The 23,063-nt window shown below is 52.3% G+C and carries 23 protein-coding genes; 9 read left to right on the forward strand and 14 right to left on the reverse strand.

Going from position 1 to position 23,063, the window contains the following annotated elements; translation table 11 throughout:
• Positions 1-473: 473 nt before the first annotated feature.
• Entirely contained in the window at positions 474-719 is a 246-nt protein-coding gene (locus GC087_RS16705) for a hypothetical protein (RefSeq protein ID WP_006118397.1), read from the forward strand.
• A gap of 52 nt (positions 720-771) precedes the next feature.
• Here GC087_RS16705 and gntT read toward each other — a convergent pair whose 3' ends face one another.
• Entirely contained in the window at positions 772-2,088 is a 1,317-nt protein-coding gene (gene gntT / locus GC087_RS16710; protein ID WP_110267785.1) for a gluconate transporter, read from the reverse strand.
• A gap of 290 nt (positions 2,089-2,378) precedes the next feature.
• On the opposite strand from gntT, the gene GC087_RS16715 reads away from it, so the two are divergent.
• Positions 2,379-3,527, forward strand: a complete 1,149-nt coding sequence (locus GC087_RS16715; RefSeq protein WP_282498591.1) for an iron-containing alcohol dehydrogenase — start codon at positions 2,379-2,381, stop codon at positions 3,525-3,527.
• 46 nt (positions 3,528-3,573) lie between these two features.
• Here GC087_RS16715 and GC087_RS16720 read toward each other — a convergent pair whose 3' ends face one another.
• From GC087_RS16720 to GC087_RS16735, 4 genes are all read right to left on the reverse strand, one after another.
• Complete coding sequence (locus GC087_RS16720) at positions 3,574-4,410, reverse strand: Cof-type HAD-IIB family hydrolase (protein WP_205951376.1); 837 nt, start codon at positions 4,408-4,410, stop codon at positions 3,574-3,576.
• A gap of 107 nt (positions 4,411-4,517) precedes the next feature.
• A complete protein-coding gene (locus tag GC087_RS16725) occupies positions 4,518-4,949 on the reverse strand; it encodes an RcnB family protein (protein WP_033737446.1) in 432 nt (143 codons plus the stop codon).
• A gap of 380 nt (positions 4,950-5,329) precedes the next feature.
• Positions 5,330-6,424, reverse strand: a complete 1,095-nt coding sequence (locus GC087_RS16730) for an ABC transporter substrate-binding protein (protein ID WP_039342958.1) — start codon at positions 6,422-6,424, stop codon at positions 5,330-5,332.
• A gap of 159 nt (positions 6,425-6,583) precedes the next feature.
• A complete protein-coding gene (locus tag GC087_RS16735) occupies positions 6,584-7,867 on the reverse strand; it encodes an HAAAP family serine/threonine permease (RefSeq protein WP_054634333.1) in 1,284 nt (427 codons plus the stop codon).
• A gap of 393 nt (positions 7,868-8,260) precedes the next feature.
• Between GC087_RS16735 and GC087_RS16740 the strand changes: the two genes are divergently transcribed.
• Positions 8,261-9,454, forward strand: coding sequence for a zinc-dependent alcohol dehydrogenase (locus GC087_RS16740; RefSeq protein WP_054634334.1), 1,194 nt, complete (start codon positions 8,261-8,263; stop codon positions 9,452-9,454).
• Positions 9,455-9,487: 33 nt separating this feature from the next.
• Here GC087_RS16740 and GC087_RS16745 read toward each other — a convergent pair whose 3' ends face one another.
• Positions 9,488-10,750: an acid phosphatase gene (locus GC087_RS16745; RefSeq protein WP_324028737.1), complete on the reverse strand. Its 1,263-nt coding sequence runs from the start codon at positions 10,748-10,750 to the stop codon at positions 9,488-9,490.
• Positions 10,751-11,126: 376 nt separating this feature from the next.
• Between GC087_RS16745 and GC087_RS16750 the strand changes: the two genes are divergently transcribed.
• On the forward strand, positions 11,127-12,320 hold the full coding sequence (locus GC087_RS16750; protein WP_033737441.1) for an AI-2E family transporter: 1,194 nt from the start codon (positions 11,127-11,129) through the stop codon (positions 12,318-12,320).
• Positions 12,321-12,368: 48 nt separating this feature from the next.
• Here the strand turns inward: GC087_RS16750 and GC087_RS16755 are convergent, their stop codons facing one another.
• From GC087_RS16755 to GC087_RS16765, 3 genes are all read right to left on the reverse strand, one after another.
• On the reverse strand, positions 12,369-12,686 hold the full coding sequence (locus GC087_RS16755) for a KPN_00521 family repetitive protein (protein ID WP_033737439.1): 318 nt from the start codon (positions 12,684-12,686) through the stop codon (positions 12,369-12,371).
• A 140-nt stretch (positions 12,687-12,826) separates the two neighbouring features.
• Positions 12,827-13,246, reverse strand: a complete 420-nt coding sequence (locus GC087_RS16760) for a DUF4186 domain-containing protein (protein ID WP_324028739.1) — start codon at positions 13,244-13,246, stop codon at positions 12,827-12,829.
• A gap of 21 nt (positions 13,247-13,267) precedes the next feature.
• A complete protein-coding gene (locus tag GC087_RS16765; protein ID WP_033737438.1) occupies positions 13,268-13,540 on the reverse strand; it encodes a cupin domain-containing protein in 273 nt (90 codons plus the stop codon).
• 160 nt (positions 13,541-13,700) lie between these two features.
• On the opposite strand from GC087_RS16765, the gene GC087_RS16770 reads away from it, so the two are divergent.
• Entirely contained in the window at positions 13,701-14,603 is a 903-nt protein-coding gene (locus GC087_RS16770; RefSeq protein ID WP_110267786.1) for a lipid kinase, read from the forward strand.
• Here GC087_RS16770 and GC087_RS16775 read toward each other — a convergent pair.
• On the reverse strand, positions 14,600-15,325 hold the full coding sequence (locus GC087_RS16775) for a YoaK family protein (RefSeq protein ID WP_058701116.1): 726 nt from the start codon (positions 15,323-15,325) through the stop codon (positions 14,600-14,602). The genes GC087_RS16770 and GC087_RS16775 overlap by 4 nt on opposite strands.
• Positions 15,326-15,820: 495 nt before the next feature.
• Here GC087_RS16775 and GC087_RS16780 point away from each other — a divergent pair, with 495 nt between their 5' ends.
• The gene (locus GC087_RS16780) at positions 15,821-16,330 is read left to right on the forward strand and encodes a hypothetical protein (RefSeq protein ID WP_324028741.1); all 510 of its coding nucleotides are present in this window, start codon (positions 15,821-15,823) and stop codon (positions 16,328-16,330) included.
• Between the two features lie 17 nt (positions 16,331-16,347).
• On the opposite strand, the gene GC087_RS16785 is transcribed toward GC087_RS16780, so the two are convergent.
• A complete protein-coding gene (locus GC087_RS16785) occupies positions 16,348-17,643 on the reverse strand; it encodes a glycoside hydrolase family 28 protein (protein WP_416383439.1) in 1,296 nt (431 codons plus the stop codon).
• Between the two features lie 292 nt (positions 17,644-17,935).
• Between GC087_RS16785 and GC087_RS16790 the strand changes: the two genes are divergently transcribed.
• The 3 genes from GC087_RS16790 to GC087_RS16800 all read left to right on the forward strand — a co-directional run bounded on the left by GC087_RS16790 (position 17,936) and on the right by GC087_RS16800 (position 19,704).
• On the forward strand, positions 17,936-18,430 hold the full coding sequence (locus tag GC087_RS16790; RefSeq protein WP_054688007.1) for a hypothetical protein: 495 nt from the start codon (positions 17,936-17,938) through the stop codon (positions 18,428-18,430).
• A gap of 9 nt (positions 18,431-18,439) precedes the next feature.
• A complete protein-coding gene (locus tag GC087_RS16795) occupies positions 18,440-18,886 on the forward strand; it encodes a DUF421 domain-containing protein (protein ID WP_033737433.1) in 447 nt (148 codons plus the stop codon).
• Between the two features lie 146 nt (positions 18,887-19,032).
• Complete coding sequence (locus GC087_RS16800) at positions 19,033-19,704, forward strand: class I SAM-dependent methyltransferase (RefSeq protein ID WP_324028743.1); 672 nt, start codon at positions 19,033-19,035, stop codon at positions 19,702-19,704.
• 224 nt (positions 19,705-19,928) lie between these two features.
• Here GC087_RS16800 and GC087_RS16805 read toward each other — a convergent pair whose 3' ends face one another.
• The 3 genes from GC087_RS16805 to GC087_RS16815 all read right to left on the reverse strand — a co-directional run bounded on the left by GC087_RS16805 (position 19,929) and on the right by GC087_RS16815 (position 23,020).
• The gene (locus GC087_RS16805; RefSeq protein WP_033737428.1) at positions 19,929-20,261 is read right to left on the reverse strand and encodes a DUF6694 family lipoprotein; all 333 of its coding nucleotides are present in this window, start codon (positions 20,259-20,261) and stop codon (positions 19,929-19,931) included.
• A gap of 344 nt (positions 20,262-20,605) precedes the next feature.
• Entirely contained in the window at positions 20,606-21,184 is a 579-nt protein-coding gene (locus tag GC087_RS16810; RefSeq protein WP_324028745.1) for an EAL domain-containing protein, read from the reverse strand.
• Between the two features lie 123 nt (positions 21,185-21,307).
• Positions 21,308-23,020: a PglL family O-oligosaccharyltransferase gene (locus GC087_RS16815; RefSeq protein ID WP_324028747.1), complete on the reverse strand. Its 1,713-nt coding sequence runs from the start codon at positions 23,018-23,020 to the stop codon at positions 21,308-21,310.
• Between the last annotated feature and the right edge of the window lie 43 nt (positions 23,021-23,063).

Raw genomic sequence — 23,063 nt, forward strand, 5'->3', positions numbered from 1 at the left:
GGCCACAACATACCTGGGGATGGCACAGCCGGTCGGGATGACGCAGAGATGCAGGCTGAAATACGAAGGGGAAAGAAACAACACACAGGAAAATTTTAGGCATCGGGCACCCGTCTGGATGCCCGTAAAAACACGATCAGAAGATGAGCTTAAACACGCCTGTCAGCGTCAGCAGTCCGACGATAAAAATGATGGCGATGATCCACAAAATTATTTTCATTTCATATCCCTTACCTAATAAAACAATCCCCTGACAGTATAGGCGAGATTTTGCCGTTTGCTTTTTGCCAGCCGTGATCGCATCCCGGAAGGCAATAATCGGTTTTAGCGGTTTCTTTCTGTGAGAAGTATCGCATCGCGTGGCTTTAGTGCGGCCTGCCGTTTCGTTTTGCAGATTATTCCTGGCTAAAATTTATGCCGACAGGAAAGCCCGAGAATGTTGACAGTCCAAATGCAGAGCAGGGAGAGACCTTATGAGCAGTATTAATACCAGTATGGGCCGCTACAGCCTTAAGGCAAAGTACAGCGGCGACAAAATCAAAGGTTTTTTCGCCATCAATGATGAAGGCGGCACGCAACTGACCCGACAAGAGTTTGCGGAGCATTACCTTGATGATGTGGTCAACAATGTGATTTATCCGGTTACGGGCGGTAACCGTGAGATTGCCCGCGCACTGCGAGAAGAAATGGTGAAAGCGGGTTTTGAAGATGCAGATTAACCTTTTGGGCCGCCCGTTCTGTGCGGCCCTTTTGTTTTCTACGCTCTGATTTCTATACCACGTAAGAGAGCAACAAACAGCCCACCAGCCCACACACCGAAATAATGGTTTCCAGCGCAGACCAGGAGCGAAGCGTCTCGCCTATCGTCAGGTTAAAATACTCTTTAAATAACCAGAACCCCGGATCGTTAACGTGTGAAAAAATCACACTGCCCGAGCCCACCGCAATGACCATCAGTTCAGGGCTGGCACCGCTGGTCGCAATCAGTGGTGCCACAATGCCGCCTGCCGTAATGGCCGCAACGGTAGCGGATCCGAGTGCAATACGTAACACAGCAGCGATTGACCATGCCATGAAGAGAGGCGACAGACTGGTTGCATGCATCATACCGGCGATGTATTTATCCACGCCGCTGTCCACCAGGACCTGTTTAAAGGCACCGCCGCCGCCAATGATGAGCAGCATCATGGCGATAATCTTGATGGAGTCGCTCAGGGTATCCATGACCTGTTCCATACTGCGACCACGATTCAGACCGAAGGTGAAGATAGCAATCAGCACAGCAATCAGTGTCGCCATGATGGGATCGCCAAAGAACTCAGCATAAGGGAGCAAGGCATGCCCTTTAGGCAGAACCATTTCGGCCACCGCGCGCAGCGCCATCAGTATTACAGGCACAAGCGATGTCCAGACGCTGACCCCAAAGCCCGGCATTTCCGCTTCAGTGAATGTTTTGGGGTTGTACAGGCCTTCCGGAATCGGTTTATCAATGCCTTTCAGGAAACGGGCATAAACCGGCCCCGCAAGGATCACCGTTGGAATGCCCAGTAAGGTGCCAAACAGCAGCGTTTTCCCCATATCTGCGTTGAACAGCGTCGCAATGGCGGTCGGGCCCGGATGGGGAGGCAGAAAACCGTGGGTTACGGACAGTGCCGCGGCCATCGGCACGCCCACAAACAGCAGCGGGACACGTGCTGATGCGGCGACGCTAAACACCAGCGGCAGCATTAAGACAAAACCGACTTCATAAAACAGCGCAAACCCCACGATGAAGCCGGTCAGCACGAGCGCCCACTGAATATGCCGCGTGCCAAACTTCGCAATCAACGTGGTGGCAATACGCTGCGCACCGCCGCAGTCGGCCAGCAGTTTACCGAGCATCGCGCCAAAACCCATAATCAGCGCCAGACCGCCCAGCGTGCCGCCCACGCCATTTTTAATTGAAATAATCACTTTGTTGACCGGCATGCCCTGCATCACGCCCACCGCCAGCGCAACCAGAATCAACGCGATAAAACCATTAAGTTTAAAGCGAATCATCAGCAGTAACAGTAATGCCACGCCAATCGCCACATAGAGTAATGGCATAATTTTTCTCCACCTGATGCCCTGAATGATGTCAGTGCCGCTTGGTTATCGTGGTCCCGGAGGACGCTTAAAATCAGGGAAATGTCGTGACATTTATGTTTTGACACACCCTGTTACCGATAACATGTTAAGGGTAACATCCCGACTCGCGCACCACCCCGCCGTGGATGAATTTACGTTTTGCGAAGATGATCAACTTTTTAACCGACCGCTATCAGAAAGTTTCTTGAGGCCTGACGTTGGGTTTTCGTTACACTCAAAGCTTAGCGAAGAGACAAAAGGATGCGCGGGTGAGTGACAATCTGAGTGAGCTGTACAGCAATCAACATACCCTTTTTGGCCGGGGAAGCCTCAGCAAGCTGATTCCTCTGCTGGCTGCCCAACCCCAGGCCACTCTGCTCTTTTGCGGCCGGTCATTTTTGCAGGGGGAAGCTTATGCACGTATCAAAACCACCCTGAACGATCATATTGTGGGTTATGAAATTGTCAGCCATGAGGCTTCCCCGGCGGATATTGATGGCTGGGTCACCCGCTGGCGAGGGCATGTTGATCGGGTCGTCGCGATAGGCGGCGGAAGCGTACTGGATGCGGCTAAAGCCTTTAGCGCCATGATTCAGCATCCACTCTCCACGGCACGTTATCTGGAAAAAGTCGGCGATACGGCGGTCAACCCGGTTACCCTTCCCCTCATCGCCGTTCCGACCACGGCGGGCACCGGCAGCGAAGTTACCCAAAACGCGGTGGTGACCGACCAGCAGGATATCCAGATCAAAGCGTCGCTGCGTCATCCGGTATTTGTGCCGCAGGTCGCCATCCTGGATCCCGACTTACTCAAAGGCGCCCCCGATACTGTGCTGGCGACCTGCGGGATCGATGCCTTCACACATCTGTTTGAAGCCTACCTGTCTGGCAAGGGCAACCACTTTACCCGTCAGATAGCCTTGAGTGGGCTGCGTCAGTTTATCCAGGCCTGGCCGGCCTTGAACCAGTTGGATGAAACAGGCGATCGGGCGCGTGAGGCGATGATGATGGCTTCCTGGCTGGGCGGTGTCAGCCTGAGCACTGCCGGTCTGGGCGTGATTCACGGTATTGCGGGCGAGTTGGGGGCGATAAAGCCTTTCCATCATGGCGAAGTCTGCGGCAGGCTGTTATTCACGTTTCTGGACCACCTGGCCGTGAGCCAGCATCCTGAACAACGTCAGTTGATGGCCGACATGCATCAGCAGCTGTTTGGCACGCACACGGACTCTCCGGCACGTGACCTGAAAGCCTGGCTGCAACGTACCGCGATTACCGCATTCTGGCTGGATGGCCCGACGCTGAGCGAAGCGGACGTGGCCTGGATTCTGGCCCGCGCGAACAGTAAAAACAGTCTGATCAGCTACAGTAAAGATGAGATGCACGACATGCTTGTTCGTGCCTGGACCGTCACCACGTAGCCCACGGGCGGGCGTTTTGCCCGCCCGCATCAGGCCACTACCTCTGCTACGCCGCTGCTGTATTGAACGGCGCTTCCCCTGCCAGCATCTGTTCAATCACCTGCAGGACACCTTCCTCATTGTTTCCGGGAGCCAAAAAACGCGCCGTTTGCTTTACCCGTTGCGGCGCATTGCGCATGGCGAAGCTGTACCCGGACTGCTGGAGCATTTCCAGATCGTTACCGCCATCACCAAAGGCCAGCACCTGATCGTGGGAAATGTCCCAGCGCTGTGCCAGCAGGTTCAGGCCATTGGCTTTATGCTGACCGGGCACGATTAAATCTACCGAGCCGTGACCGCTGGATGTGGCTGCTGCCGATCCTGCGTGCAGGCGACCAATATCCGCCATTAAAGGCTCGACGTAATCGTCTGACAGATTCAGCGCAAATTTCAGTATCCGATCGTCAGCCACCTCATCAAGCGTACGTATTGGCTTAAGCCGGTGACAGTAGTGACGCATCTTCACCAGCCACGTTTCATCCATTCCCTCAAAATAATAGGCGCTGTTTCGTCCACAAAGCAGATAACGCAGGTCGGGATAGTGTCCGTTTTTCAACGTATCGAGCACGGCATCAATGTCGCTGCGTGAGAACGCGCCACAGAACAGCTCTTCATCCCTGTCGATAATCAGTGCGCCATTTTCAGCGACGAACGCGATCTCGCTGGCGATCTCAGGAAAAAACGACCGCAGTTGGTGGTATTGATTGCCACTGGCGACCACAAACCTGATGTTTCGCTGGCTGAGCTGGTGGTAACAGGCAAGAAAACGGGCGCGGTTGTACTGCTTTTTGTCATCCAGAAAGGTGCCGTCCATATCAACGGCAACCATTTTTACCGTGGTCATCAGAACTCCTTAGCAGGGAAACGTTCAGGATTCACTGTCAGAATAGCCTGATAATGCAGCGCATGTGGCATAAAAAAGGGATGGCATCTGCCATCCCTGTATGGTGATCAATGAAACGCGTTGTTGAGGATGAGTGAGGTGATAATGCCGGTGGCCGCTGCAATCAGCACATAGTTACCATCGATATCCGCCCAGTGCTGCCCTTCCGGTGGCTCTCTCAACCCGCGCTCACGCCAGTCATCGATCCGGTATCTGTCGCCGCAATATTCCCGTGGAACGGGTCGGCCGCGCCGGAATTCATGCCCTTCCCACGCAAACCGATCGTGGTCGTAGTCACGACGCGCATCAGGCGGTGGCGGTCCACCCGGTCCCGGCGGTCCTTCGCGTCGCAGGCCCGGCGGGCCGAAACCATCAGGACCGCGTCCCGGATGATGCCATGGGCCACCAGGACCACCGGGGCCATCCGCCAGTCCCGGCAGGCTGTACAGGGTGCTGTATGCTAAAAGGACACTCACTAAAACTGATTTTATTTTTTTCATGGTACTGCCTCCAGTGTAACGGCGACGACGCGCCGTTATGACTACTATCGGCATGAGGCGTCACAATAAGTATCGCCAAAACTCTTAAAAGTCAGCAGATGAAAGCGCCGTGTCTCAGGACGCGCTGAACGACGCCGCAGGTGGAAGAACAACAGGGTGACAGCAGAGACTCACGCGTAATCAGGCGAGCAGGGTCAGCCCGACCATGATGTTAAACGGCACGAAAGCGCGTCAGCCAGAGGCGCGCGGTCATCGGCAACGTAACGGAATCCTTTCCGATAAGCGGATCAGCCTCAACCGCAGCGCGTTATGCAGGCTGACTCAACACATAATTCAGCCTGCACGCGGCGGTCAACAGGTTCGCGCCTCAGGGAAAGGTATCAGGGATAACTCAGCATGACGGGCGCATCCGGTAATTTAGTAAACTGGCGGATAATGTTGTGGTAATCCGCGGTAGGATCCAGGTCACTAAACTGCTTTGGATAAAGATCTTTTGCCAGAATTTCCATACCAATAATGTTGTAGGGATGGTTATAAAAGTGGTGATAAATCCCGTAGGTCTTTCCCTGTTTCACCGGCTCAATCTGCGCCAGCCCTGTGCGTTTTAGTAATGTGGTAAAAGTGGTGGCGACATCCTGTTTATTCGCCCCGTAGCCCAGCGGCAACACGTTGCTGTTGGACCGTTTCGAGCCGGTCATGATGTAAACGTCCGGCTTCATGGCGATGATCTTCTCCAGCGACACAAAACCGGCATTACCGGGCAGCAGTGACGAGCCAATATTTTTGCCGCCGACCGCCTCAACCAGCCCGCCCCAGCCGCTGTGAGCGTGGGTAAAACAGCAGCTGTCGCTGTTACCGGCGATAGGTTCAATAAAGACGGTAGGCTTGTTTTTGACCTGATCGATTTTCGTTTGCAGCGCATGCCAGCGCTGTTGATAAAAATCTGTATAGGCTTTCGCCTCCGCTTCACGGTTCAGCACGCTGCCCAGCAACGTTATCCCTGGCACCGTGTTTTGCTTAGGATGCAGTTCGTCATCGACAAACACGACCGGGATATTCAGGCTTTTCAACGTGGTCAGTACCCCAGATTGCATCAGCGCCGGTTTGGCACGCAGTTGCGCAATCATCAGATCCGGCTTCTGCGCCAGCACGCTTTCAAGGTTCACCTGTCCCTGATCGTTGAATCCCATATCCACAATACTGGCAGCCTGCGGCCAGGTTTTCTCCAGCAGCGCCCACGTTTGCGTGTCCTGCTTTTTGGGCAGATTGTTCCAGGCCACGACGCGTTTGAACGGATTATCACGATCCAGCAACGCCAGCGCCATAATGTCGCGCCCGTCCTGCAAAATGATGTGCCGGGGCTCTTTCTGCAGCGTGATACGCTGGCCATCCATGTCGGTGACGGTGACAGGATACGTCGTTGCCGAACAGACGGTTGAGGCCAACAATGTTGCTGCAAAAATACCGAATTTCATGTTTAGTAACCCTGTTAAGGAATAAGAATTATTCTCGTTAACTTTAACATGCAAATTCGTAAAAAATTTAAAACTTTTTTTAACGAATACGTCTGAAGCCGTGAACGGAGGATCGCTGTCCGGCAGAAACACAGGGCGGCGTTGCCAGCCGCCCGTCAGTCACGCCTGCAAAAGCGAATAGAAAATAGCGGAAATGGCAATCAGCCCACTGGCCACCACAAAGACATTACTGAGCTTGCCGCTGTATTGGCGCATGGCAGGAACACGATGAATAGCGTACATCGGCATTAAAAACAGAATGACCGCAATCACCGGGCCGCCCAGGGTTTCAATCATGCTCAGAATATTAGGATCGAGCGTCGCCACCAACCAGGTCGTCAGCAGCATAAAGCCTGCCGTCAGGCGATTCAGCCGCTGAGGCGCAATCGTCTTGCCCCGGCTACGCAGCGCTTTGTTAACGATGCCGTTAAACCCTTCGCGTGCCCCTAAGTAGTGCCCGAGAAAGGATTTAGCGATTGCGACCATGGCGATTACCGGCCCCGTCCAGGCGATCAGCGGCGCATTAAAATGGTTCGCCAGATAGGACAATATCGTAATGTTCTGAGCTTTCGCTGACCGCAGGTCATCAGGGGACAGGCTCAGCACACAGCTGAACACAAAGAACATGACGGTCAGCACCATTAACAGGTGCGCGCAGGCCAGAATCCGTGAGCATTTTTGCTCAGCCTGCGCGCCGTATTCCTGACGTTTGGCCACCGCAAATGATGAGATAATCGGCGAGTGATTAAAAGAAAAGACCATCACCGGCAGGGCCAGCCACAACGTGCTCCACAGGTTGCCGCCGCCGCTGTGCAACGTTTGTAGTGCGGCGCCGTGCCAGTGAGGAATCAGGCAGACGGCCATCAACATCAGCACCGCGACGAAGGGATAAACCAGCACGCTCATCGCCTTGACAATCATGGTCTGGCCGAAGCGCACCACCGTCATCATGCCCACAATTAACAGCAGCGCCAGTAAGGCGCGCGGGGGCGCAGTCAACCCAAGTTGATTGACCATCAGGCTTTCGACCGTATTCGTCATCGCCACGCTGTACATCAGCAAAATGGGGTAGATAGCAAAGAAATAGAGCAGCGTGATCAACCTGCCTGCGCCAGCCCCAAAATGCTCCTCCACCACATCCGTGATGTCGCCCGCCGGATGACTGCCTGACAGCACGAAACGCGTTAAGGCGCGATGGGCAAAAAATGTCAGCGGAAAAGCCAGCAGCGCCATAATTATCAGCGGCAACAGACCGCCCATCCCCGCATTGATGGGCAGAAACAGGACGCCTGCGCCGATTGCGGTGCCGTAAAGCCCCAGCATCCAGACGGTATCCGTTTTACGCCAGCCCGTTTCTTCTGTAATGCGGGCAGATTCCAGGGGGCGGGTGTGCGAGGTTTTCATTAGCTTTTCCAGAGTATGCATCAGCCGCAAAGGCGGCCAGTTGCGGGTAAAAGTGTGGCCGTTCTCAGAGGGAACAGGTAAACGCGGGCGACAGGAATGCCTCAGGCTGCCGCTGCGTAATCGATTGCGCGTGCGTTTTTTTACACTATCTGACGACCTGAGTTCAAGTAATGCGTCATATCGTGCAGATTCCGGGCGGGTTATGCGCATCATCCCCTACAGAAAAGGCTTTACAGGCCGTGGTTGTTTCCTGGTTCACCCCACCGCTCTGCTTACCCGTTTTTCCCTCACTACACTTCAAGCACCCTTACAAATTTTGGCGACGACTGTTGTCGGGCTGGTATCGCCGACCGCGCCGTTGCTGTCCTTCACCGGTTTACAGGAGTCAACTACATGAAAGCCTTAACCTGGCATGGTCCGCATAAAGTCAGCGTTGATAATGTTGCCGATCCCGGTCTGGAAGCGGCCGATGATATTATTCTTCGCGTTACCGCCACGGCTATTTGTGGCTCAGATCTGCACCTGTACCGGGGAAAAATCCCGGGTACGGATCATGGCGACATTTTTGGCCACGAGTTCATGGGCGAAGTGGTGGAAGCAGGTCGCGCAGTGACCGCCGTGGCAAAAGGTGATCGGGTGGTGATTCCGTTTGTGATTGCCTGCGGCGACTGCTTTTTTTGTCATCTGCATCAGTACGCCGCGTGCGAAAACACCAACAGCGGAAGAGGCGCGATCTTAAACCGCAAAAAAATTACGCCACCTGCGGCCCTGTTTGGCTACAGCAAACTGTACGGCGGTATCCCCGGCGGTCAGGCGGAATATGTCCGAGTTCCCAAAGCGAATACCGGTCCGTTTAAAGTGCCTGCAACGCTCCCGGACGAGAAAGTGCTGTTTCTGTCTGATATCCTGCCGACCGCCTGGCAGGCGGTCAAAAACGCTGAAATCAAGCCGGGTTCAAGCGTCGCGATCTTTGGTGCTGGCCCCGTCGGCTTACTCAGCGCCGCCTGCGCCCGCCTGGAGGGCGCAGAACAGATCTATATGATCGATCATAATGACTACCGGCTGGACTTTGCCAGGGAACGTTATGGTGTGATTCCGATTAATTTCGATAAAACTGACGATCCCGCCGCCTGGATCATTGAGCACAGTGCGGGCCATCGCGGCGTGGATGCGGTCATTGACGCCGTTGGTTTTGAAGCCAAGGGCAGCCTGACAGAAACGGTATTAACTAACCTGAAACTGGAAGGCAGCAGCGGGAAAGCGTTACGTCAGTGTATTGCGGCCGTTCGCCGGGGCGGGATTGTCAGCGTGCCCGGTGTGTACGCCGGCTTTATTCACGGCTTCCTGTTCGGCGATGCGTTTGACAAGGGCCTGACCTTCAAAATGGGCCAGACGCATGTTCATGCTTATCTGCCCGACCTGCTCAGCCTCATCGAAAAAGGGCATTTAACCCCGGAAGAGATTGTGACACACCATATGCCGCTGGAGGATGCGGCACGGGGCTATGCCATCTTTGAAAAACGGGAAGAAGCGTGCCGAAAAGTGATTCTGGTGCCGGGCATGACGCCAACCCAGGCGACGCTGTAGCAAACACGGGCGGGGTGTCCCGCCCGTTACAGGTTAACGGTGCTTCGCCTGAGCGTAGGCCGCATCTAAATCCAGCCGCTGCCAGAATGCCTGATCCGCGCCCGGCCCACCCAGTGGGTAACCGGCGGGTAACGCGCTTTTCACCATCAGCGCACGGCGCTGCTTCGCCGACAGTTGAGGCAAGGCAGTTTCCAGCAACACCTCTGCGCCGTCGGGAACCGTTAACCTGGCCTTATTGCCTGCCACCTTCGGCAGGTTATAGCTCATGGTGAAACGGTAAAACGGCTTCATGCTGCCAGTGCCATAGGGATCATCCTGTCCTGCGGGTTTTGCGCACACCGCTAATGTGGTACCACACTCTTTTTCCAGCGCACTGCGTAGTTGCTGGCGAGCCTCTGCGAATAATGTCCGGTAAGCAGCATCATTCAGATAATGTGCGACGTTATATTGGGCCACCATGCGCGATCCCATCACGTCCAGCGGATAATGTACGCCCAGAACCAGACGCGAATACCCGTAACGCGCGCCCCGTTGCAGCAACGCATCAAAACGTTCCGGGATCATCTCAGCCAGCAATAACGCATCGGTGTAGCCGGTATTGGTATGTCCGCTGGGAAAAGACCCCCCATCGGCCGTATAAGGCTGGTTATCTTTGATCACCGTGTCATCCGGCACCAGATGAATCGTATTGCCTTTGTGCAGGAAAGGACGTGGATAGTCGAAGTGTTTTTTTGCCGCGCTGGTGCTGACTTCACTGGCTTTTATCAGCGCGGCAGCTTTACTCAGCTCGCCTTTTTCATAGGCCGCAAGAAAAGCTTTACCTAAGCGCGGTCCCAGGGCATCGGCAAGGAAATACAGATAGCTAATCCCTTCGGCGTCCGCCAGCGCCTGACGGCGTTCGCCCTGCGTGGCATTAAGATTAATTGATGTCACTGTGGCCCGGTTAGCGTTCATCACGTTATCCGGCAGCGTACTGAATCCCGATAACAGCGCAATGCCCGCCTGATGCAGGGGTTGGGTCTGGAAATTGTAGCCACTGGCTTTCAGCCAGCGATAGTCGGCGAGTTTGTCACTTTGTTTCGCCTGTTTTAGCTGGTCACGGCTGAGCGTAGGTGCACCGTTCTGGATGGCCGTGCGCTCTGCCGCCAGCGCCTGCAGTTCAAGCGCATTGAATACCGGACTGGATGAGCCCTGAGACGTTTTGTTCGCCAGCGCACTGGCTTCAGACAACGGGATTGCCTGCGCCTGTTGCGTCACGAACAGCGCCGCCGCAATCAGGGTAATGTGCATTTTCATTATTATTCCTTTTTTCTCTGACCTTGCCGGTTGTCACGCTAGCATTGCTGTATGACAGTTTTATTTCGCAAGCCTGGGCCGCGCGTCAGCCGTCAGTGGCAGGCTTATCTCAGAAATCTGTCGCGCTGCGCCAGCAAAACCGCCCGAACCCGCTACGCTAAGGTAGGCATCGTTCGCGGCCGCGGCCGGGGGCGCGACATGGCCTGTCTCTCGTCGGTTGTCTGCGACTGAAGAATGCGCTGGCGAACGCAGCGTGAGGAGAAAATAAAAACAGAATTGATCGTTGATTCCCGATGCCACATTCATACACTTTCGGGTGGCCAATGCCCGCATCGGCATACGTGCTTATCAAGGGATGTTTACATGAGGTTATCCTATGCGCTTTAAAGGACTTACTATCGGGTTTTTCCTGCTGATACTGGCCATCGCGACGGTGGCTTTTTTCGAGGTATTAGCGCCCTACTTCTCGCCGATTCTCTGGGCTGCCGTGCTGGCCGTGATCTTCCATCCGCTGAAAACGTATTTGCGAGGCAAGCTGGGCGATCGTAACGGGCTTGCCGCCCTGCTGACGCTGTTGTGCATCTGTCTGATCGTCTTTACGCCTTTAGCGATTATTGCGTCATCGCTGGTGGTCGAAGTAAATACGGTTTACCACAAGCTGCAAACCAACTCGGCCCAGTTCCCGGTCGTTTTCGCCGATCTGCTGCAACATCTGCCAGGCTGGGCCAAACATTACCTTGCAGAAAACAACCTGGACAATGCTACGCAGATTCAGCAAAAGCTATCGGCCTTTGCCCTCAAAGGCGGCCAGTACCTGGCCGGTAGCGCCTTTATCATCGGTAAGGGGACATTCAGCTTCACCGTCGGCTTCGGCATCATGCTCTATCTGCTGTTCTTCCTGTTGAAAGATGGATCGTACCTGGTCCATCTGATTCTGGAAGCGCTGCCGCTGTCTACCTATGTAAAACACCATCTGTTTAAGAAGTTTGCCGCCGTGTCGCGCGCGACGGTAAAAGGCACGGTCGTGGTCGGTGTGGTACAGGGGATTTTAGGTGGGCTCGCCTTCTGGATTACCGATATTGATGGCAGCCTGCTCTGGGGGGCCTTGATGGGTTTCCTGTCGCTTATTCCTGCCGTCGGCTCCGCTATTATCTGGGTGCCCGCTGCGATTTTCTTCTTCGCAACCGGGGCGTTGTGGAAAGGGCTGTTTCTTGTGGGCTTCTTTGTGGTCATCGTCGGGCTGGTGGATAACATCCTGCGCCCACTGCTGGTCGGCAAAGACACCAAAATGCCTGATTACCTGATCCTGATCGCCACCCTGGGCGGAATGGAAATCTACGGCATCAACGGTTTCGTCATCGGCCCGGTGATTGCTGCCCTGTTCATTGCCTGCTGGAATTTACTGTCCGGACGCGATAACCGCGAAAACATCGAGGAAATCGATGAAGAGTTTATCGAAGAGGGGAAAAAACAGTCTGATACGGCGCAGCAGGATGCCGCAGAAGCAGAGGCGGCAAAGGCCGAAGCCTTACAGGCTAAGACCGTTCCGGCCGACCCCGAACAGAAATAGGGAATAAAAAAACCCACCAGCGGTGGGTTTTTTCTACACAAAAGCGGCTTAGTTGGTCGCTTTGTTTTTCAGGTCTTCGGCACCCTGCTTGGTTTTATCCCAGCCTTTCTCGGTGCCTTCTTTGGTTTTGTGCCAGCCTTTCTGCGCACCTTCAGAGATTTTGCTTGAGGTGGCGTTGCTCTTACCTTCCGCTGCATGCTCAGACTTCAGCTTCAGCTCCTGGCCTTTGTGCTGCGTCTGATGCAATTTTTCTTTAGCGGTATCTGCGCCTTTATGCGCTTCAGCGACAGTTTCATCCGTTGTGGTAGCAGCGAAAACTGGCGAGGCCAGTAAAACAGCAGACAGTGCAATAATTGCTTTCTTCATCGTAATTCCCTCTTGTGTGAAATTTGTCGTCTTGCGTAATTATCCTGGCACAGGAGACCAAAGAACGATTTAAGAATAGACCTGAAATGAAATATAGCGAACCTGACTGGTTAAAAGGACACCAGAGGTATAATCGTTGCCTATAACAAATCGAGTTGCTGAGGCGACGGGTCCGGTGCCGCAGGCTTGCGAACGCGACGTGGAGGAGGGGGTTGCTGCATAGCCTGGTGAATCCAGTCCATGATCACTGCTACCACATAAGCCTGCTGGTTATCAGTCAGCGTCTGATGTTGCGCAATACCGTGCCACTTTGCCAGGCATCCGCGACAGCAGGTCGCCGTCGCATGCTGAGCAATAAAGACCGGATGACCGCGCATCGGCGTTTGCTTGCCGTCATTCACCGGATGGGCGGCGGACAGACGCTGGTGGATAAACCCGGCGGCGTGCTGTTGCACCCCGGCCTGCCCTTTCGCAAGACAGTAATCGTATTCTTTACGACCCAGACGAAAACGCTGGCGAAAAGGCAAGCGCGACAGACGCGCAAACAGGTCCTCAAACATTGTTCTTCTCTGTCTCAACGATCACGACAACTTTCTTCCTGCCAGATAACGTACGCCCTGCGCGCCAAACGTCTCGCGGTGCGGTTGCCCGGCCTGCAAATGAAAAATGTCGCCTACCTGGTAGGTACGGACACCGTCTTCGGTAAACAGGGTGATATCCCCTTCAAGAATCAGCGCCATCGCCTCAAAAGGATGATCGTGCTGGTCCAGTTCACTGTGGGCTTCACGTTCGACAATGACCGGTTCTGCAAAGCCTTTCTCAGCCAGCAGCGTTCTGAATTGATGTTCTGTCATCGGCATCCTCGTCTGTCATTGGGTTTACTGGCAGTGTAGTCACTCGCGTGCTTTTTTGCCGTTACGTAAAATAGCGCAAGCAAGGTTGTAACAGAGAATCCCGCATGTGTACTTTCTGCTAATCGTCTCGTTAACACGTCATCTCTTACACGGATTAAGCATGCCGCACAGGGTAAAGACTGCGCTGTTATTGATCAATCAACGTTCACGCAAGGGCCGCATTGATGCCGCCCGCGCCACACAACTGCTGCAGCAGGCGGGCATTGATCTGATCCTGCCCGCCCCGGGCGATCGACGTAGTTACCCCGATCTTATTTCTGCTTACGCCGGCCAAATCGATTGGGTGATTGTGGGCGGCGGCGACGGCACGCTCAATGCGGCAGCGCCGGGACTGATGCGCACCGGGCTGCCGCTGGGGATTCTTCCGCTGGGCACCGCCAATGATTTTGCGCGAACGCTGGGGATTCCCACTCAACTGGAACAGGCGGTCAGTGTCATTTGCCAGGGCCATACGCGCTCTGTGGATCTCGGTGAGGTCAATGGTCACCTGTTTCTCAACGTCTCCAGTATTGGTTTCTCGGCTGAGCTGGCTCGTAATCTTACGGCACAGGCGAAAAAGCGCTGGGGCGTGCTGGGTTATGCCTTTGCCGCGTTGCGCATTCTGCGGCAAAGTCGGCCTTTCCGCGCCACGCTGATTCATGGCGGCAAGGCAACCGCCATTAAAACCGTGCAGGTGTCGGTTGGCAATGGGCGCTTTTATGGTGGCGGAATGACCGTACAGCAAAGCGCCGCGCCTGACGATGGCTTGCTGGACGTCTACAGCCTCGAAATCAAACGCAGCTGGCAACTGCTGTTGCTGTTTCCTTCGCTGCGACGCGGCACTCATGGCCGCTGGCGCAATGTCCGCACGTTCAGCACGACCGCCCTGACACTGCAAACGCGTCGGCCACACTTTATTAATGCAGATGGTGAGATCATCGGGCAAACGCCAGCCCATTTCCGCCTGCTTAATGATGCGTTGAGGGTGCTGGCTCCCGCTCCCTCCGGCAGGGAAAAGCCTTAAGAGCTTACAGGTAGTGCGGGGCGCTTGCGCATAGCGCTCAGCGCCAGGATGACCAGCCCCAGCCCAATCAGCACCAGGAAGTAGTAATTGAGTAAATGCCAGAGCCCGATGCCGGCGATCCCGCCCGCCAGGAAAGAGAGGATCGTGTAGGTATGCAGCCGCAGGCGCTCAACATACAGCGGCGCGTCTTTTGGCGACGCCTTACGTCGAAGCACATCAAACAGCATCGCCAGCTCGATTCCAATGTCGGTGGAGGTCCCGGAGACATGTGTCGTTCTGACGCGCGCATTGGAGATGCGGGTCACCACCGCATTTTGCAGGCCCATCAAAAAACTCAGGCTCAGAATCAACAGCGCGCCGGACGACGCCAGCGTGTAATGGGCTTCGGTTATGCCCAGCGCCACCAACGCCGCACCTTCCAGCAGAATATTCACAGCGTAGATTGTGCGAATCTGCCGTCGGCGTCCGGCATTAATAATCAGCGTCGATACCATCGCGCCAAAAATAAACATGAAGACAATCAGCAGGAAAAAGATGCCCTGATGCACATTGGCTTTGGCCAGATAATCCGACAGTGAGGATACGTTGCCTGTCATATTGGCCGAGAAGAAACCGACTATCTCAAAGGCAGCCGTGTTTAACGCGCCGGCGACAGCGGCAAGCGTGCAGGCAAGACGGCTGTCCGCGATATGCGTCCGTTCGGTTTCCGTGCTGATCAACATAATGTTCACTCAGATACGATGCGATTGGCTCTATCATTCGCTGAGTTCGTTAAGGAAACAAGCGCTAATTCAGCGACGTAGACCTCCGTCTGCCTGACTCTGTTTCACGCGAGGGTAGAAGCTATTACTGTGTCATTCGGCGCGAAGCCGGATGGCCTTTTCGGCTGGCGTGGCCGGTCTCCCCCTGTTCTGCTACTTACCGCCATAGAGAGACTGTTTCGGCAACAATGCCGCACCTTATCAGGCTGTGTTCGCGTCTGTTGTGTTGGCCTCTGCTGCCCCGCTTCACGCTGTTCATAGCAACAGCATCAGGGCACATCGTCAGGAGAGCATATGTTATCTCGTCAGATCCGAACGCCGCGATAAAACCCCTCGCTAAAACAGTAAGCGCCTCACTTTTCAGCCCGTTGCACCCTACTCTGTGGCAGATCAAGGTACCACGCTGCGCAACGCTTCATGCTTTGCGCTTTGTCCACCGACTCATTTATTAAGAGTATGAAACCGATTTCTAAAGCATTACTGACGTTAACAGCGACAGGATGGCTGGCTGGCAATGTGCTCGCTCAGCCGTTACGCGCACCGCTGCTGGGAAATTTGCAGGCCAGCGCGCACCAGCGCTGTGGACAGGACATCACACTGCAACTGCTGAAAACGACCGATAACATCATGCTTATGGGCCTGAAAAACCGGGAAAGTGGCGAAGCCGATCTGTTCATGTCCAGCAGCCCGTTTACTGCAGACAATAGCTATTCCCGCTTCGTGCCCGTGAAGTTCGATCAGTTGTCGAAGCACTTTATCGAAACGCATAACGCTGTGCTGGAGGTGATCTGGGGCGCAGCAAAAGACGATAAGAACGTGCTGCGCTATACACTGGCGTTAGGCAGTTACACCTATTCCTGCGGTGCCATTGAGTCCTGGCCGAATGATACGGCAAACCAGTTGTACGGTGAGCCGGATAGCAGCGATGCTGGCACTGCGGCAGAGAAAAAAGCGCTCAGGGAATAGCGCAACCCTCGACCTGTTTAACGGCACGCAGTCTGAGGCGCCCGCGTAAATTGACCATGAATAATGGCAAAGCGTTGTACTACCGTGGCCTGCTCAGCGATAGAGACATTTTTTATCGTCATCTCAAGCGGAAACGTCTCGCTGTACCCGTCCAGCGTAATTTTTCCGTTGCCTGTCCTGACGTTGTCGAAGGTGATATCCCGGTAATCGGGGATCATCGTGCCGCTGGCGTGCGGATCATAATGCGTATCAATGACCACGGGATTGTCCACATCCTGCATACAAATGTTTTGGTAGCGAACCGCCCGCACCTGCCCACCGCGCGAGCGGTCGCTTTTGATGCGCAGGCCATTGGTCGTGCCGGTTAACGTCAGCCCGTTCACCAGCACATCGCTGACGCCTCGGTTTATTTCACTGCCAATCGACATACCATGACCAGAGCCAAACTGGTTATTCACGATGGAAATATGCGAGGCCGGTGCGTTTCCGGCTTTAATCGCCACATTGTCATCACCGGTACTGATCCGACTGTTGATTAACGTAACATCGCTGGACCCCATGGGATCCACACCGTCGGTGTTTCGTGCGGTCGCGGGCGTGTCGATGGTGATGCCCCATAGCGTAATGCCCTCACTGTCACTGACAGCCACGTGAAAGTTTGGCGCATTCTTCAGGGTGATCTGATACAGCGTGATATCCCGGGCGTGATCAACCTGGATCAGCCGCGGCGCATTTTGCTTTGCGTCATCACTTTTGGCGCTGGCCGCCAGTTGCCACCAGGTTTGCGTCTTACCGGTGACAGAGGCTCCACCCTGCCCGTCGATCATGCCCTGCCCGTATATTCCGCTACCGCGGACATGACTGAGAGTAATAAACGCCCTGCAACCGTTGCCCTGCGAATCCAGCGTGCCACAGCTTCCGCGCCCGTTATCATACAATCGTGGATCCGGAAGCGCGCGCAACACCGCTCCCTTATCAATGCCCAGACTGACACCCGAAGGTAAAGACAGTGGCCCGCTATAAAATACCTTCGCACGGGTTGAGGGTACTAACAGCACCATTTTGCCGGGCGGGCAGCTATCCAGCGCCTGTTGAATAGTCTGACTGACAGTGTATTGATCCATGGCCGGGATACGCTGGCAGACCGGCGGATAAACCGGTTGTGTTACCGTTCGTCGATCGCCCATTTGTGCCTGAGCGGTAAAACTGATCGCCAGGCCAACAATCATGGCTAACAGAACAAAGGGAGAGCGATACATCGTCACAATCGGGTCAGTCATAGTGAAAGGGGCGACAGAGGGACAGGCCTTCACAATACGCAAGTCCTTCCTGGCAGGTAAAGCAGAAAAATGAGTCCGTCGCCGGAAGTGGTCAAAATGTTAAATTGATGCGCAGGGGTCAGCGAAATAAAAGCGGGATGGCTTCGTTTTCCCCTTTGAAATGCCGCCGTCCGCAGCCTGGATACAGCGGATTTTGACCTTTATTCGCCCAAGGGATGGGTTTGACAGCACCAGGGCCAGTGCTACGCTTCTTGTCATATAACCGACTGATTTTTTGGCAGCCTTCGCGAGGCCGGGCGGCCATTAAACGCTGAGGTATTGATGCATGATGCTCAGAAAACCCCGTATTAAGGAAAATATAAAAAACCTTAATTTTGAATATCAGTTTAGTCGTGCAGGGTTTATTTTACTGACAAGTATTGTTGTGGCGGCAGTGCTGGGGTTATTTTCTAACGGCCTGTTTAGCGAGCAGCACTTGCAGAATAAAACGCACACCTTACGTCTCGATTACGATCGGTTTGGCCGCCTGACCAGCGAAAACGAAATCAAAGTCTCCATCAAAGAGCTCAACGCACCGGACTATATTCTCAGCTTTGGAAAAACGTTTCTGGACGAATTTCAGATTGGCAGCATTAAACCTCAGCCTGACCGGATGTACAGCGAAAAGGGTTATGTCTACCTGGTCTATAACCACGCCGACAAACAGCCGACCTTCTCAGTCTGGCTGGCCCTTACCCCAAGGAAGCCGGGCGCTTTTAGTAATACCCTGCAGGTCAACAATGAACCCGAAATCCATTTCAGCCAGTTTATTTATCCGTAGGTAACCTTTATGGAAATGGTCCTCAGAGCCGCTGCGATATACCTGATCCTCCTCCTTGTGTTCAAAATAGCCGGGCGAAGAGCCCTGCTTCAGATGACCAGTTTTGATCTGATCCTGCTCCTCATCATCAGTGAGGCAACCCAACAGGCGCTGCTGGGAAGCGATTTCTCCGTCACCGGCGCAATGATCACCATTATCACACTGATAGTGATGGATATGCTGTTTGGTTACATCAAGAGGAAACACAAAGGGTTTGAACAACTGATTGATGGCAGCCCGGCCATCCTGGTTGAAAACGGCCAGCCTTTTCCCGATAAGATGAAAAAAGTGAACGTCAGCGAGGATGATATTTTGCTGGTCGCGCGACAAAATCATGGGCTGTGCGAACTCGATGAAATTCGCTATGCCATTCTGGAAAGTAACGGGCAGATTTCGATTATTCCTGCTGAGAAATGAAACCCGTTTAATCCGCACCTGGCCATGGCGGCATTTCATCATGTGAGAAACGACACAAGGACCGAAAAGTCAGATACGGATCACGCATAGCCTGTATAAAATGCGTCAGAAGAGGATTCAGTGACGGCAGGAGGAGATGGGCGGTCGTGGAAAGCTATGACGATATCTATCGGCGCCTCAAAAATGAGGGCTATGAATCCTGGACAGGAAGCGGCTTTTCGCGAGCCCGTCAGCGGCTCAGCGAGGTGCTTTATGAGCTTGAAGAAGCAGCATGGCTTCCTGACAAAGGGACTGTTCTTGAGCTCGGATGTGGCAATGGTGCCATGGCATCACATTATTTTGCCCGACAATCATTCGTCGTTTACGGGGTCGATATCTCAGACGTGGCGATTTGCTGGGCCCGGGAACGCTTCAGGGAAGCAGGTCTGGTCGGTCATTTTAACCAAGGCAACGTATGCGACCTTTCTCTCTATAACGATGCTCAGTTCGATGTCATCGTTGACGGCAGCTGCTTTCATTGTCTGGTGGGAACACAACGTACACATTGCCTTAAAGCCGTGTGCCGTGTACTGGCCTGTGACGGCGCGTTAATTATCAGCAGCATGTGTGGTTCGCCTAAACAAATAAGCGAATCTCTGCGTTATGACCCTGGACAGCACCTGTTACTGAAAGACGGCATTCCCTGGCGCACGCTGAAACCGCTGGACGACCTGACCGCAGAAATCACAGCAGCCGGTTTTAACATCCGTTATTTTTCAGTTAATCAGAATTCGTGGTGGGATCATGCAACGCTTGTGTGCCACAAGGCTTCCAGTTAGTGCAGCCCGTCATCTTATTGGTGCGGATTGCCCTTACCCGAATACTTACCGCTTTTTGCCCGACGCGGTTGGCAGTTCAATGCCAACAAAACGCCTGTAGACCGTCGGCATCAAGATTCCTGTAAAGATGGCGTAAAAAAGAGGCATACTAAGTATGCCTCATAGTGTAGTAACAGGTTAATCAGACCGTAAATAAGCCGGGCTGAGAAACAAACACGCTGAGATTAGTTGGCTGCGCGCTCTTTTTTAATCTTATCTGCGTACTCAATAACTTCTTCGCCGGTCTTACCGGCCAGTGCGCCTTTGATCTTTTTATCAATCAGCGCGCGTCCACCTTCATCACCGCTGCCCGCCTGCATCAGCTCTTTCATGCTGACCTGGCTGAAGGCGACAACCTGAATAGCATCGTTAAACGCGGCGCGCTTATCCTCTGCAAGTGACTCCCGAACTTTTTGAAGCGATGTCTGAAAAGCCTCTTCGGAAGAACCATCGATCTTAGGCTCTCCACATCCAGTGAGGACGAATGCTAACAAAACGACTGCGATTGCTTTTTTCATATGGGTTTTATCCTAAAAAATTCTTATCAATCGTAAGTTTTTGTAGCAGTTTAATAAAGCTTTTTTTATTAACACTTACTGACTGATTACTACCTAAACGCCGCTACACGTCTGTTACGTTGAGTTTTCAGATAAACGACAAAAGAGGGTAACGTGTAGATTCGTCGATGGATAAAAGGGGGAGATGCCAGGTCCACCGGCTGCCAGTCAAAACTGTTCATGCAAGTTTACTGAGTATTAAACATGTCTGAAGACAGCTTAAGACCTGTCCGAAGTATGCCAGACATTGCAATACATGAATGAAAACAGTTAACGAAGTCATCGGCACATTTTCTGATTTTGAATTAATACATTTTTTTGGGCGCATTGAGTAATACCTTTCTTTCCGGCCACAGGAAACCTTGCCCGTACTGCGCATGTGTAAGCAGAATACGTTGTCTTTCTTGCTGCGTTTCAATACCTTCAACCAGAATCTGTGGGTAAATTACAGAAGCTTTTGAGATGAGGGCAACGATTCTGCCTGAATCTTTAATTTCATTTCGGTCAATTTTTATCCCATTTACTTGTAAAGGCATCCTGCTGATTAAAGGGATAAGCGTAGAAGTGACATCATCCAACCAGATACGCCATCCTGCCTGTCTGAGAACATCAACGCCTTTTTTAAAAGCGGTAAGCTCATCCCAGGAAAGGTGGGGCAGGTTTTCGGGATCCTGAACCTCCAAAATAATACGATTATCATGATTTATGTTTACAAGTTGCTTAATCTTATGGGTATTACAAAATATCTTCACGGGTAAATTAAGCCAGTACTCACCAGGAAATTTTGCTAAATATTCCATCTGCCATATAAATAAAGAAAAAACCTTACCAGAAGACAGTTGTGAGAACCATTTTTCAGGGTTACTGTTTTTGATGCTTGACAATACTTAACAAGCAATAATCTCTCCAGTTTTGAGAGCAACAAGAGGTTGGAATCTGATTCCCTCAACATCACTAAGCATTTAAGGCCCATAGTTTTTGATAAATTAATTATGAAAGAGATTTTTTCATTTCCCACCCGAATGATCACAAATAAATCTTTTATCTTTCGGCCAGCGTCCATGAGCCTCATTACAGAGATAACGGTACTGCGAAGGCTGCTGAAGAAGCGCTATTCTAATCATGCTGTTATAAATATTTGGATCATTATGAGTTTTTAAGAAATCGTCTGCCCATTTTTGAAAAGCATACAGCAGTGTGAGATCGCGATCTTTATTAAATCTTAAAAGCAGAGCCACATGATAATCAAAATCAACGCGTGCTCGCTGGCTATAGCGATTTGGAAAGGCCGACATCGTTTTTTCGGGCTCTACCACAAATGCCTGCAGGCCATTTTTTTCAATTTGTGTCAACTTTTGCTGCGTTATCAAACCGGTGAACGAAAAATAAATCATAAAAAGGGACACTGATCCCCAAAAAATTCTTGCCCGTAAAAATGTCGGTTTTATTTGCACTCCATTCTTCATTATTTCTTCTTTAACAGGTGATGCAGCCACGCCAGCAGCGAGCAGTAATAGCACTATTACCAGAGCATAAGCTGCCGACTGATAAAGAGGATATTCCAGATTCATATGTACTGCTACAGGCAATAAAAACGCCACACCATACCACTTTAGTGCCCCTCGTTCCCATAGTTGCCTGATGACACCAGCAACGATTAGCACTCCCCCACACAGAGCGATGACTCCACCTTCTACCCAGGCAAAAAGTAATTCGTTGTGAGGATGCGTTACCGTAGCGGCTTCAAGACCGGGCCAGACAGTCGAGGCCAGTTGACCAAAAACCGCCTCAAAGCTGCCATAACCCTGCCCTGTAATAGGTGACTGCATGATTAATTCTGTTGTCAACCGCATCATATAAAAACGGGCGCTATTCGATGAGGTTTTAACGATAACGGGCAGAAGCGGGCCAGGGAAAAAAATGGGTAAAACATACAGGATGAAAAGCCCGCATCCAGTGCCTGTCAGCAACAGTATAAGAGCAGTATAAGATCTGGTACGTTTTTCTGTGAACCCCTTCCACAGAACAATACCTGCACCGCCAATGACACCAATAAAAGCGGCTCGGGATTGAAGCACGACGATTATGCCCGCCAGTAATGCGATACTAAAACCATAATAATAACGTAATATCGTTTTCTGTTCTGTTTTATTCCTGTTAAAAACGAATAACAGACATACCAGACCTGTTGCCAAAAAAGAAGAAAGCACATTAACTTGCTGAAAACTTCCGTAAGGCCTTTCACCCGGCGAAAAAATCAATTGTAGAATGACGTAACCAGCCTGGAGTAAACACGCATTCACAATGACATGCAAAAATAAGTAACGAGATTTTAATCGGTAGGATAACGTGTGGTTAAGGGTTAAATAGAGAAAAATTAATACAATCAGAGCAACAACTCGTGGCAAAGCATTTTGAAACCAATTAAGATCTCGGGTAAGAAAAAGGGGGAAACACCATAAAATCACGCCCAATAAAATCACTCTCTCTCCGCCTGAAAGCGAGGATATTTTGACCCCTTCAAATTGTTTAGAAAAAGCACAAAACAATAAAACAAGAGCGATAACAAGCCATGTCAATAAATTTTGCGGCAGTGAAAGTCCTGAACCGCCGCTATTAGGCAAAACATATAAGAATCCACCACACAACCAACACATGATAACACCTGATATATACATATGTATTTTAGGCATCATCTTTTTATTAGTTAAAACTTTCATAGTATTTATCGCAGGATGCGTTCTTATAAGAAAAATAAATTTA

It is taken from the genome of Pantoea sp. JZ2 (genome assembly GCF_035191405.1).
GTDB classification, from domain to species: domain Bacteria; phylum Pseudomonadota; class Gammaproteobacteria; order Enterobacterales; family Enterobacteriaceae; genus Pantoea; species Pantoea stewartii.